Origin of the sequence: Actinotalea sp. C106, assembly GCF_023630195.1 — a bacterium.
GTDB lineage: Bacteria > Actinomycetota > Actinomycetes > Actinomycetales > Cellulomonadaceae > Actinotalea.
The window spans coordinates 18460-31263 of sequence record NZ_JALPKN010000007.1 but is presented as its reverse complement, the minus strand read 5'-3'; the positions used below and the strand labels follow the sequence as shown (position 1 = coordinate 31263).

Annotated in this window: 10 protein-coding genes; 7 read left to right on the top strand and 3 right to left on the bottom strand. The window is 72.5% G+C overall.

Features of this window, described 5'->3' with window-relative positions; translation table 11 throughout:
- The coding region (locus L0B03_RS01180) for a serine hydrolase (RefSeq protein WP_250442990.1) at positions 1–1894 on the top strand (1894 nt) is incomplete at its 5' end.
- 18 nt (positions 1895–1912) lie between these two features.
- On the opposite strand, the gene L0B03_RS01175 is transcribed toward L0B03_RS01180, so the two are convergent.
- Together L0B03_RS01175 and mprF are read right to left on the bottom strand one after the other, a co-directional pair.
- Positions 1913–4330, bottom strand: coding sequence for a glycoside hydrolase family 31 protein (locus L0B03_RS01175; RefSeq protein ID WP_250442987.1), 2418 nt, complete (start codon positions 4328–4330; stop codon positions 1913–1915).
- Positions 4331–4616: 286 nt separating this feature from the next.
- Positions 4617–7313: a bifunctional lysylphosphatidylglycerol flippase/synthetase MprF gene (gene mprF / locus L0B03_RS01170; RefSeq protein ID WP_250442984.1), complete on the bottom strand. Its 2697-nt coding sequence runs from the start codon at positions 7311–7313 to the stop codon at positions 4617–4619.
- 342 nt (positions 7314–7655) lie between these two features.
- Between mprF and L0B03_RS01165 the strand changes: the two genes are divergently transcribed.
- From L0B03_RS01165 to L0B03_RS01140, 6 genes are all read left to right on the top strand, one after another.
- Entirely contained in the window at positions 7656–8453 is a 798-nt protein-coding gene (locus tag L0B03_RS01165; protein WP_250442981.1) for a PH domain-containing protein, read from the top strand.
- Between the two features lie 228 nt (positions 8454–8681).
- Positions 8682–9260 (top strand): hypothetical protein, encoded by a 579-nt coding sequence (locus L0B03_RS01160; RefSeq protein WP_250442980.1) that lies wholly within the window; start codon positions 8682–8684, stop codon positions 9258–9260.
- A complete protein-coding gene (locus L0B03_RS01155) occupies positions 9257–9646 on the top strand; it encodes a tautomerase family protein (RefSeq protein ID WP_250442977.1) in 390 nt (129 codons plus the stop codon). Before L0B03_RS01160 ends, L0B03_RS01155 begins: the two co-directional genes overlap by 4 nt.
- A 116-nt stretch (positions 9647–9762) precedes the next feature.
- Positions 9763–10614: an alpha/beta fold hydrolase gene (locus L0B03_RS01150; protein ID WP_250442975.1), complete on the top strand. Its 852-nt coding sequence runs from the start codon at positions 9763–9765 to the stop codon at positions 10612–10614.
- A complete protein-coding gene (locus L0B03_RS01145) occupies positions 10607–11179 on the top strand; it encodes a TetR/AcrR family transcriptional regulator (protein WP_250442972.1) in 573 nt (190 codons plus the stop codon). The genes L0B03_RS01150 and L0B03_RS01145 overlap by 8 nt, the downstream gene beginning before the upstream one ends.
- Entirely contained in the window at positions 11176–11598 is a 423-nt protein-coding gene (locus L0B03_RS01140) for a hypothetical protein (RefSeq protein WP_250442969.1), read from the top strand. The genes L0B03_RS01145 and L0B03_RS01140 overlap by 4 nt, the downstream gene beginning before the upstream one ends.
- Positions 11599–11752: 154 nt before the next feature.
- Here L0B03_RS01140 and L0B03_RS01135 read toward each other — a convergent pair whose 3' ends face one another.
- Entirely contained in the window at positions 11753–12781 is a 1029-nt protein-coding gene (locus L0B03_RS01135; protein WP_250442967.1) for a LacI family DNA-binding transcriptional regulator, read from the bottom strand.
- Positions 12782–12804 lie beyond the last annotated feature (23 nt).

Below are 12804 nucleotides of genomic sequence, written 5' to 3'. Positions count from 1 at the left end.
CGGGGCGGCCGAGCCGTCACCGAGCGCGCAGCCCACGCCACCGGTCGCCACCGGGGACCTGACCCGCGCCGACGTGGACGGGTGGCTCGACCGGACCGTCCCGGCGGCGATCGAGACCGGGCGGATCGCGGGGGCGACCGTGTCCGTGGTGCACGACGGCGAGATCCTCACCGCCCGCGGGTTCGGCGAGGCGGACGTCGCGGCCGGCACCGCCGTCGACCCGGAGACCACGCTGTTCCGGGTGGGCTCGGTGTCCAAGATCGTGACCGCCACGGCCGTGATGCAGCTCGTCGAACGCGGTGAGGTCGACCTGGACACCGACGTCGAGCAGTACACCGGCCTGGACCTGCCGCACGAGGACCCGGTGACGCTGCGTCACCTGCTCAGCCACACCCCCGGGTACGAGGAGCGCGCCGCGGGCCTCATCGGGGAGCAGGGGGTGCCGGTGGACCTGCGGCAGGCCCTGGTGGAGGACCCGCCGGCCCAGGTGTACGAGCCGGGCACCACGCCCGCGTACTCCAACTACGGCAACGCCCTGGCCGGGTACGTCGTCGAGGCCGTGAGCGGCATGCGGTTCGAGGACTACGTCGACCAGAACGTCCTGACGCCCGCGGGGCTGACGTCGTCGTCCTTCGCGCAGCCGCTCCCGGACGACCTGGCCGAGCGACTGGCCCTGGGGTACCCGACGTCGAACGAGGCCCCCACCCCCTTCGAGATGGTCGGCACGCCGCCCGCCGGAGCCCTGAGCTCGACCGCCACGGACATGGCCCGGTTCATGCTCGCGCACCTCGGCCACCCCGCCGGCGCGGAGATCCTCAGCGACGCGACCCGTGTGCTCATGCGCGAGCCCGCGCTCGACGCCAGCACCCTGGGTTCCCTGGCCGCCGGTCCGCGCATGGGGCTGGGCTGGTTCGACGAGTCGCGTCACGGGCGGGCCGTCGTCGGGCACGGTGGTGACACCACCGCGTTCCACTCCCACCTCCAGCTGTGGCCCGACGACGACACGGGCCTGTACGTGTCCTTCAGCAGCACCGGCGCCGACAGCGCCGCCCACCTGCTGCGCGAGGAGGTGCTCGACGGTTTCGCCGACCGGTACTTCCCCGCGGAGGACGCCGCACCGGGCAGCGTCGACGCTGCCACCCGGGCCGAGCACGCCCAGGCCCTGGCCGGCAGGTACGAGAGCACGCGCGGGTTCCACACCACGTTCCTGACCGTCGCGGGCCCGATCCAGCCCATCACCGCCGAGGTCGTCGACGGGGACCAGGTGCGCTTCTCGGCCGGGGTGGGCCTGGTCCCGGCCGTCTACGAGGAGGTCGAGCCGTGGGTGTTCCGCGAGGTCGACGGCGACAGCGTCCTGGCGGTGCGGACGGACGCCGAGGGTGAGGTGGAGCTCGTGGGCTTCGACTCGGCCATGTCGCTGATGCCCCTGACCACCGGCAGGGCCGTCGCGGTGCCAGCCCTCGCCGCGGGTGCCGTGGTGCTGCTGGTGACGGCCCTCGCGTGGCCGGTCGGTGCTGTTGTCCGAAAGGTGCGGGCGCGCCGGGAGCGAGCCCGAGGCGATGTCGTCCCCGCCCGCACGCCGGTCCGTCTGCCGCGCACGCTGACGCGGGTCGCGGCGCTGTCGGCGGTGCTCGGGCTCCTCGTCTGGGGGTACGTGCTCGTCACGGTGCTGAGCACGGCGCCGTTGGCGGAGGCCGTGATCCGGGTGGCGCAGGGGCTCATCGCCCTCGGGGTGTTGGGCCTGCTGTTCGCGGTGTGGCGGCTGACCGCCGAGGTCCGCACCCGCACCGGCTGGTTCCGGGTCACCACCGCTGCCGTGGTGCTGCTCGGGTTCGGCGCACTCGCGATCGGCGCGAACGAGCTGCTGCTCCTCTCCCCGGACATCACCTACTGACGCCAGCGGCCGGGCTGCTCAAGCAGAGGCTCGAGCAGCCCGCGCGCACAGCAGCTCGGTGACGGCCGTCTCCAGCGCTGGCTCGAGGCCCAAGGCCTGCAGGTGGGTGAGCCGGACGGCGAGGGGACGGTCGGCCGTGGCGACCTCGTAGACCTGGGACTTGGTGGCGTACTCGATCTGGGCGCGGTCGAGCAGGGCGAACAGCCGGGCCGCGACGTCGTCGTTGCGCAGGGCGGGCTCGGCGCCGAGGTGCACGCGCAGGACGGCGGCGCGGGGCACGTCCTGGACCGTCACGCTGGTCCGGGTCGCCTCGCGCGTCACGCGGACGGCCACGGCCTGTCCCTCGACCTCGGCGGTGGGCTCCACCCCGTCCGCGAGCGCGGGGAAGGTGAGGGTCCAGGAGCGCACCTCGGGCACGACGTCGGCCGCTCCCTCGGGCGGGGAGACCTGCACCGTGCCGCTGGCCTGGTCGTAGGCGATGCGGGTCCGCGCCGTCGCTCCCCCGGCGGTGTCGTCGTCCTCGACCAGCTCGAAGCTCCCGTCGGCGCCGGCCACTACGAGAACCTCGAGGGCGTCGGGGTTGCGCGGTTCGTTCTGCGGCACCTGCTGGGCGTCGAAGGGCACCACGGCTCCGGCCGGCGCCAGCACCGGGATCGAGGTCAGGTCGCGGTGCAGGTAGGTGAGGCGGTCGCCGTCGTAGACGAGGTCGGTGAGCAGGTCCACCCAGATGCCCTCGGGCAGCCAGGCGCGCACGCGGCCCAGGCGGGTGCGCGGGTCGGCGGGCTCGGTGATGGGGGCGACGAGCAGCTCGGTGCCGAAGGTGTACTGGTGGGGCACCTGGTAGGCCTCGTCGACCTCGGGGTGGTCGTAGTACATCGGCAGCACCAGGGGCACGCCGTCGTCGGCCGCGCGGTGGTTCATGGTGTGCAGGTAGGGCAGCAGGCGGTGGCGCAGCCGCAGGAAGCTCGTCATCACCTCGCGGGACTCGGCGCCGAAGGTCCACGGCTCCTTGGTGATGAACGGGTCCGCCCCCGAGTGCAGGCGCATGATCGGTGAGAGCACGCCGAGCTGGAGCCAGCGGGTGGCGAGCTCGTCGTCGCGGGTGCCGAAGAAGTGGCCGCCGATGTCGTGGCTCCACCAGCCGTAGCCGATGTTGCTCGCGGCCGCGGTGAACCCGGGCTGGAAGGCCAGCGACGCCCAGGAGATCACCGTGTCCCCGGAGAACCCGACGGGGTACCGGTGGCTGCCGGGACCCGCGTAGCGCGAGAAGGTCAGGGCCCGGCGGCCCTCGCGGGCGTTGTCGAGGTAGTGGAAGTGGTTGAGCATCCACAGCGGGTCGATCCCCGGGACGCGCGAGTGGGGGCCCTGCTGCCAGTCGAGCCACCAGAAGTCCACGCCGTCGGCCTCGAGGCCGCGGTGCAGCACGTCGAAGTACGCCTCGAGGAAGGCGCGGTCGGTCACGTCGAAGGCGATGGGCTCGCCGTCCTGGGGGTCGCGGCCCAGGGCGCGGGCCATCGCGGGGTAGGCCTCCTCGTAGGAGCGCACGCCGTCGGCCGGGTGCACGTTGAGGGTGATGCGCAGCCCGTGCTCTTGCAGCCAGTCGAGGAGCCCGGCGGGGTCGGGGAACAGGTCGCGGTTCCACGTGTACCCGGTCCAGCCCGAGCCGTGCGCGGGGTCGACGTCGACCAGGTGCCAGTCCATGTCGATCACGCTGACCGAGAAGGGCAGGCCCTCGGCACCGAAGCGCTCGATGAGCTCGCGGTAGCCGTCAGCGGTGTACGGGTAGTAGCGGCTCCACCAGTTGCCCAGGGCGAACCGGGGCAGCACCGGGGTGGGGCCGCTGACCGCGTAGAAGGCCTGCAGGGCCTGGTGGTAGTCGTGCCCGTAGGCGAAGACGTAGAGGTCGTGGGCCGTGCCGGCTGAGGTGCCGGCCGCCGCTCCGGCGCCAGCCCGGGGCGCGACCCAGCCGTCCTTCTCGAACAGGAACGACGTCGAGTCGTCGATCACGGCGTACCCGTTGCGGGAGATGACGCCGGGCTCGAGGGGCACCGCGCCGTCGGCCTCGTCGAGGGTGCGGGCCGTGCCACCAAGGTCCTCGACCTCCTGGCCGAAGCGCCACACCGAGTTGTAGTGGCTGATGCCGCCCAGCACCGCCAGGCTCAGGCCGCTCGCCGTGAACGGGCCCTGGTCGTAGGTCAGCCGGAAGCGCGAGGTGACGATCTCGAGGTGGTTTCCGTCCTCGATCACCCGGAACTCGGGCACCGGCAGCTCACGGTTCAGCGCGAAGGTGGACGCGCGGTCCTCGAAGACCCCCGACTCCGACCACTCGAGCCGCACCAGGCCGTCGGTGAGGACGGTGATGCGGTAGCGGTCACCCTGGACGGCGGCGTCGGGGTGGGCGGAGGGACGGGAGGGCAGGCGAGGCGGGAACGTCATGGGGTGATCCTCTCGGGATCGGGGAGCGGATGCACGTGAGCCCCCTCCCCACCGTCTCCGTTCGCCGACGTCGCACATCTGCATCCAGGACGCACGTGCGCACGTGCGACCTCGCTGCAGATGTGCGACCTGGGCAGCGAGGCCGAGGCCGCCGGGTGGCGAGGGCGCGAGCGAGGACTCGGGCGGCGCGGGCCGACGTCGGCACCTAGGTCGGGGATGTCCGCGAGAGGCGGCCCAAGGCAGAGCGCGACGGCCTGACCCGGACCCCTGCCGCGGAGCAGCCCCGTCAGGCCGCGCGGTCCGCCATCGCATCCACGGCGGAGGCTTGTCGAGCCACCCCACGTGCCGTCCTTCCTCGCGTCTGCGCGCTGGCGGCCTGCCGTACCTTGCGGACCATGGAGGAGTCGGCGGCGCGAAGCCCGGCGGACACGCCCTTCACGCCGCCACCGATGAGCGTCGCGACGTTGAGCATCGTCGTCGGGAACGCCGGCCCGGGCGGGGCGGCGACGTAGCGCTCCACCCAGCGCGGGTGGAAGCACTCCTTGAAGTGCCGCACCCCGCGGAAGTTGTAGAACGCGTCACCGTGGGTGAAGACCAGTCGCCCGATCCGGTCCCAGAAGGGCGCCGTCGCGTCGGTGCGAAGCCCTGACAGCGGCGCCATCCCGAGGCTGAAGGTCTCGTACCCGCGCTCCTTGGCCCAGAGCATGACCTCGAGGAACAGGTAGTTCATGACGTTGGGGACCTCGGTGCGCACCTGGCGCATGAGGTCGATGGCCACGTCGCTATCGCCCTCGCCGACCCACAACGTCGCGAAGGCGACGACTCGCCCCTTGAGTCGCACGACAGCTACGGGGAACCGCACCACGTAGTCGTCGTCGAACGGGCCCAGGGAGAACCGCTTCTCGGATGCGCGGCGCCCCGCCAGCCACTCGTCCGACACGGACCGCAACGCGGGCAGCGCGGAGCGGACCGCGTCGGGCGGGAGGATCTCCACGCTGCAGCCGGCACGCTCGTTGAGGCTGCGCCAGCGCCGCATCTTGGCCTGGCTGCGGCCCTCGAGGCTGAAGGTCCCCAGGTCGATGATCGCCTCCTCCCCGAGCTTGCTCAGGCCGAGGCCGATCTCCCGGTAGGTCGGGGCGAGGGCATCCCCGACGCCGTACAGGACTGGTCGGCCGTCGTGCTTCTCGGCCTGCTCGACGAAGGCCGTCAGCACCTCGCGGAACTGCGTGGGGTCGCCGACCGGGTCGCCCATGCTCACCCAGCTGCGTCCCTCGACTTGATACATGAGGAACGCGTCCCCGTCCGGGCTGAAGAGCAGACGCTTGTCCCCGGTGAACGCGAGGTGCGCGGTGGCCCGGCCGAACCGGCGCACGATGTCTTCGGCACGAGCGAGGTCCCGGTCGCAGCCTGTCGCCGGACCCGGCACCACGGGGGCGAGGAGTCGCGCGCCGGCCAGGAGGACCCCGGCGAGCCCCACCAGGGCGGCGAGGCGGATGGACACCGAAGGCGAGGATCCCACGAGGAGTGTCGGCCACGCCGCGTCGGCGGCACCTGCAGGGTGCGTCGCGAGCCATCCGACCGCAGCCGTGACGGTCGTGGCCGCTACCGCCGACCAGGTCCAGCCACGAGAGTGCCGGAAGACATGGCTCCGCCGGTAGAAGACGGGGGAGGCCCCGACCATCAGCGCGAGAAGTCCGAGCGACACCAAGCCCGTGACCGGTGCGTGAACGAGCAGACACGTCGCAGTGAGCAGGACGAGCACGACGAGGGTCCCGACCCACGCCTCTCGCTGGCGCCGGCGCAAGCCCAGGGCGAGCAGGACGAGGCCGACCCCCAGCAGGCTGAGTGCGGGCACGGAGCCCGCAGGCAGCTGGTCGGTGAGGCCCGGCACCTCGCCGGTGGCGACGAGCGCGGCACCCGCGCCGGCGACGATGACCGCGAGGGCCCAGGGGGTGAGCAGGCCGGCCCGCTGCACGAGCTCGGATCGCGGCGAGCCGGTGGTGGCGTCGCGTCCACGGCGGGCCTCGAGCACCACGAGCACGACGGCGGCGACGATCAACGGCAGGACGTAGTAGACGATCCGGAACGCGACGAGCGCCGGCGCCAGGGCGATCGGGTCGATCGCACCCGCCAGGAGCACGAGCAGGGCTGCCTCGAACACGCCGATGCCGCCGGGGACGTTGCTCAGCAGACCGAGGAGGGCGGCGATGGCGAACGCGGCGGCGAAGGGGACAAACGGAACCTCTGAGCGGACCGGGAGCACGAACCACAGTGCGGCGGCCATCGTCGCGACCTCGACGGTGGACAGCACCACCTGCGCCGCGGCGAGGGACCGAGAGGGCCTGTCGATCCGCCAGTCACGCCACCGCACGGCCGGCGCGCCGCGGCGCGCCCAGAGCAGGTAGGTGACGACAGCGAGGATCAGAGCCGTACCGAGCGCCACCACGCCGACGAGGGGCACGCGAAGCGCGTCGGCCGCCCGGTGCGGCGCGGCGAGCATGCCGACCGCGGACAGCGTCGCGAACCCGAGCCCGAGGGTCACCAGGTTGAACCCCACGATGCGCGTGATCGCGAAAGCGGGGACTTGCCACGCGGAGTAGACACGGGCCCGCAGCATGGCCCCGACGACGGCGGACGCCCCGGTCGAGTTGCCGAACGCGGTGGCGACGAATGACGCCGCTGCGTACCTCCGGTACGGCAGCTGGTGCTCGACGTACCGCAGCGCGAGCGCGTCGTACCCGGTCATCACCACGTATGACGCCGCAGTAGCGGCCAGCGCCAAGGCCAACGCCGCGGGTCCGATCGCGGCGACGTCACCCGGCAGCTGCGTCCACCGGTATCCGTCCAGGCTCCGGTGGAGCTGCACGACGGCCACGCCGAGCACGCCGGTCACCAGGATCGGGACGAGCGCCCGGCGCAGGCGGCGCCAGCTCAGGACGCGCCCACGCTCGACGGCGGTCCGGGGTGCGGTCGTCTTCTCCATGGCAAGCTCACCGATCGTCCGTGCGCGCGACGTTGTGAACGAATCTGCCAGCCGTTCACCCGCCCAGGGCGTCGGTCCACGGGGACCGACGCCCGCGGGCGTGAACCGCCCCGGGTTCCACGCTCCGATCATCGGGTCGTCACCGAGTGGCTGCGCGGTGCGGCCGCGGGACGCGACGAGCAGCCCGCGGTGACTCGCGTCGCGCGCTGAGCGACCCGCTCCTGCTCACGTGGCGAAGGCCGTGCCGAGGCAGGCTACGCTCGCGGCCGCGGATCGACGACGGGGGCAGGCGTGCAGCGCAGCGGTGACGGGAGCAGTCGCGGGCCACGGCCGACGTCCAGCGTGGCGGTCGGCCGCGGGTTCCTGTGGTTCGTCGTCCTCGTCAACGCACTGCTGGGTCTGAGCCTCACGGGGGTCGCGCTGGCGATGCTGCTCGGGCCCGCGGCCCAGCGTCCGTGGAGCACGACCACCACCGTGCTGGTCATCGCGGTGGGCCTCGTGTGGGCCGCGGGCGGGCTGGCCTACCACCGGATGTTCCTGCACCGGCCCCCGCAGCTCGGCCGGAGCGTGACGCTCACGACGGTCGACGGCGACCCCGCGACCGTCGTGCCGTGGCAGCGCGAACGGCGCGTGCTCGCCCTGCTGATCTCCGGGGTGACCGCCGTCGGCCTCATCGGCCTCGCTATCGCCTGGTCGGCGTCGGGGAACGCCGGCTGGTGGATCCCCCTGGTCCTCGGCCTGCTGGCCGGTTTCGCGGTGCCCGACGGCGTGATCGGCGTGCGGTGGGGTGCGCGGCTGGTCCTCACCCCCGAGGGCGTGACCGTGCGCGGCTGGGACGGCGAGGGCCACCTCGCCTGGGCGGACCTGGCCGGCGTCGAGGTGGTGCCCACCACCCAGGAGGTGGTGCTGCGGTTCACCGGGAGGCCCGACGCACCGTCCTGGCAGGCACGACGCCGACCCCGGCTGCTCGTGGCCCGTATGCCCCGCCGCCCCTACCTCGACGTCCCGTTCCGCGTGATCGACGTGCCCGCCGACCGCCTGCTCGACGCCCTGCTCGTCTGGGGACGGCATCCCGACCTGCGCGCCGAGCTCGCCACGGACGCGGGACGACGGCGGCTGGTGGACCCCTCGGTGGCCTGAGCGGAACGGGGTCGGGGCACCTAGGTTGGTGATGTCCGATTCGCGCGGTCAGGGAGGGTGCGTGGCGTCAGGGTCCCGGGGTGAGACCGTCGGCGGTGGGTGGCGGCCAGTCACGTGGCGCGATGGCGCGGCGGCGGGCTGGACGCTGGCCGTCGAGGGGTCTCCCCGCCGCGGGGGGAGAGGGCTGCACCTGGCTCTCGGGCACTGTGCTGGCCCTTCGGCATCCTGATGGCCCTGGCCATCCGGCGTGCCTCCTACCAACGGGGCGACGGGCGCCTCGTCGTACGCATGGGCCGACGCGCGGACATCAGCACGGGCCGGAGGTTCGCGCTCGTGCTCATCCCCTTCCTCGTCGCCCAGGTCGTGGTCCGGGTGATCCACAGCCTGGTCGGGGACGTCGTGCTCGTCGTCGGGGCCTGCTTCCTCGGATACGTCGTGCTGGTCGGGGTGGTTCACCTGATCCGTCGGGCCGAGGTGCGGCCGCGGGCTGAACGCCACGGCTTCGTCCGCACCCCCGCGGAGGAGGTCGGCGTATGGGTGCTCGAGGAGACGCACCACCGTGGCGGGTTCGACGAGCAGTCCCTCCGCGCGCTCCGTGACCTCATCGAGGCACGGGTGCCCGCCGGGGAGACCCTCTACGCCGCGCCGATGTCCCAGCAGTACGAGGACCAGCTGCGCAGCATCGGGTTCAGCACCGCGCCCGGGCCGCGCGGGAGGGTGCAGTTCGAGCGGGCGAACGTGGGCGGCAGTACCGGGCACGTCCGGCATGATCGTGCCCTCACCCGCCCCCAGGAGGAGTCCCCATGACGCAGGTCAAGATCTACGGTCAGCGCGACGTCCTCGCGCCGCTGCGCACCGAGATGTCCGACGTCGTCCATGCCGCAGCCGTCGAGGTGCTCGGCCTGCCCGAGTCCAAGCGGTTCCACCGGTTCTTCCCCATGGCGCCGGAGGACTTCCCCGTGCCCGAGGGGCGTACCGAGCGCTACACGATCATCGAGCTCCTCATGTTCGAGGGGCGGCTAGCCCTGACCAAGAAGGCGTTCTACGCGCGGCTGTACGCCGACTTCGAGGCGCAGCTGGGCATCGAGGCGGTGGACCTCGAGGTCACGATCGTGGAGACCCCGCGGCACGACTGGGCGATCCGGGGGACGGCCGGGGACGAGCTAGAGCTCAACTACGAGGTGGAGCAGTAGCCGCACCGGATCCGCCAGTCGACCCGTGCTCGCTGGCCGGGGGCAGGCCGAGGCTTGACCACTGGTGGCTATTGGGCGTAGCTTTCGGCTATCCGCATTAGCCACTGGAGGAAGCCGTGCTCGAGTACGTGGACATCGGCGAAGGCAACCTCGCCTTCGACGTCGCAGGATCGGGTCCGTTGGTGGTCCTGGCCCACGGGATGGGCGACACCCGTCGCTCCTACCGGTTCGTCGTCCCGGAGCTGGTCGCCGCCGGCTATCGCGTGGCGAACGTCGACATCCGCGGGTGCGGGGACTCCAGCGCCACCGGCTGGTCGGGCTACGAGCGGGCGGACATCGCCGGTGACCTGGTCGCAGTCGTGCGTCACCTCGGCGGCCCTGCTGTCATCGTCGGACACTCCATCAGCGGAGGTGCGGCCACCATCGCCGCGGCGACGGCGCCTGACCTGATCGTCGGCATCGTCGAGCTCGCCCCGTTCACCCGCAAGCAGTCCTTCGACCTGCTCGGCGTGCTTCGCACCAAGCGGGTCCGCACCGGGATGGCCCAGCTCATGAAGGTCATGCTGAGCAGCAGCCTCCAGGGGTGGATGTCCTACCTCGACATCGCCATCCCTACCAAGCCTGCCGATTGGGCGCAGGAACGCGCCCGCATCGAGACCATGCTGCGCGAGCCCGAGCGGATGGCTGTGCTGAACGCCATGACGAAGACGTCCCCGACCGACGCCGGCGAGCACCTCGCCGGGGTGCGATGCCCGGTCCTCGTCGTGGAGGGCAGCGCAGACCCGGACTGGGCCGACCCCCGCGCCGAGGGCGAGAAGATCATCGCCGACCTCGCCGACGGTCTCGGCGAGGTCGCGCTCATCGACGGCGCCGGCCACTACCCGCACGCTGAGACGCCCAAGGAAGTCCTCGCGCTGCTGCTGCCCTTCCTCCGCACCACCCTCACGAACGCAGCGACCGATGCCTAGGGCCGGCCTGGTCCCCGCCACGGTCACCGAAGCCGCAGCGGATGTCGCCGACGAGATCGGTCTGTCGCAGCTCAGCATGAGCGTCGTCGCCGAACGCCTCGGCGTGAAGGCGCCATCGCTCTACAAGCACGTCGACGGTCTCGCCGATCTCACCCACCGCATCGCCACCCTCGGGGCCCTCGAGCTCGGCGACGCCCTCCGCGACGCCATGCAAGGTCTCGCCGGTCGAGACGCCCTCGCTATGGCAGCCCAGACCGTCCGCGCGTACGTCAAAGACCACCCCGGTCGGTACGCGGCGACCACGGGCGCCTCGCCCACCGGCCCGGACGATCCCCTGGCCAGCGCGCTGGACCGCGTTCTGGAGTCGTTCGCTGCCGTTCTTCACGGGTACCACCTCAACCCCGGCGAGCAGATCCATGCCGTGCGCATGCTCCGCAGCGTCCTGCACGGCTTCGCCACGCTGGAGACCAGCAACGGGTTCCAGCTGGACGCCGACATCGACGACAGCTTCGCGTGGATGATCACCTTCATCGATCGCGGCCTCACCGCCGCAGGAGCACCATGACGCACACGCCGCCGACGACGATCGTCGCGGGCCACGCTCCGCGAGCACCGCGCCGCCAGCCGCCGGGTCACGACTACGTCCGCGGTGGTGTGCGGTTCGCCGCAGAGCTCGTCGCGTGGATCGCCACCCCCTGGGCACTGTGGCAGCACTCGATCCCGCTCGCCATCGTCTCGGTCGTCGTTCTGATCGCGCTTCCCGCGGTCTTCAGCACTCCCGGGGACCGACCTGGCGGAGATGCCCCCGTCTCTGTCCCCGGCGGCGTCACCATCCTCATCGTGCTCATCTACCTCGGTGCCGCGACCACCGCCGCTTGGGTGGTCTGGCCGTTCTGGGTCGCCGTCGGCGTGACCGCGCTCTGCATCACAGCGGTCTTCACCGAACAGACGCGATGGAAGGCCCTCACCCGAAGGCTCCCGTAGCACCTCAGCGCGATTGCCCGGATGGCGGGGAGTCAGGGGCGTGTGCGGCCGGTCTGGGTCAGCCCTCGGGCGCCGCGCAGCCGTCGAAGGCCGCCGGCTCGTCCTCGTCCTTGACCGTCGCGCCGGGGCCGAGAGCGGGCCGCAAGGTCCTGCGTCACTCGCCCCGGCGCGACGGTGCCGGGGCGGTGCTGCTCCGGATCACGAGCCGCGGCGCGGAGGTCACGGCCTGCGGGACGTCCTTGCCGTCGATCAGGCCCTTGAGCAGGGCGAAGGCCTGGCGGCCGAGGGCGACGAAGTCCTGCTCGACGGTGGTCAGCGGTGGGGAGACCAGCTCGGCGAGGGGCTGGCCGTCGAAGCCCACCACGCTGACGTCCTCGGGGACGCGGCGGCCCTGCTCGGCCATGGCGCGCATGACGCCGATGGCGAGCTCGTCGTTGCCGCACAGCACCGCGGTGACGTCCTCGGAGCGGGCCAGCTCGAGGCCTGCCTGGTAGCCGGAGATGGGTTCCCACCCGGCCTGCTGAATCTCCGGCACCGGGATTCCGGCCTCCTCGAGGGCCTCGCGCCAGCCGACCGACCGGCCGCTGGGCCGGCCCGACGGCGGGATGGCCACGTGGTGCACCGTCCGGTGGCCCAACCCCAGCAGGTAGCGGGTGGCCTCCTTGGCGGCGGTGACGTCGTCCATGAGGGCGTGCGGCACGTCGGACCCGGCCGAGCTTCCGGTGGCGGCGACCAGCGGCAGCGAGGAGGGCATCGCTGCGACGGTGGCGTCACCCGCGGGGTCGAACTCGAGCACGATGGCCCCGGCGACGGGCTGGCCGAGGACCAGGTCCACCCCGGTGCCGACCACGGCTGGGTCGTCGGTCTCGATCACGGTGATGACCACGATGAACCCGGCGGCGCGCGCAGCCTCCTCGATGCCCTGGATGGTGCGCGCATAGCCGTAGCGCGTGGTGTTCCCGGCGAAGACGGCGATCATCGACTGCCGCCCCTGCACCAGCGCCCGGGCAGCCCCGTTGGGTCGGTAGCCGAGCTCGGCGATGGCCCGCATCACGCGCTCACGACGCTCCGGGCTCACCGGCGTCGACCCGGTCAGCACCCGGGACACGGTCGGGACCGAGACCCCGGCCACGCGAGCGACGTCGGCGATCACCGGCACGCGGCGTCGCGTGGCTTCGCTCATGCGTGGAGCCTAGTCACTGCCCC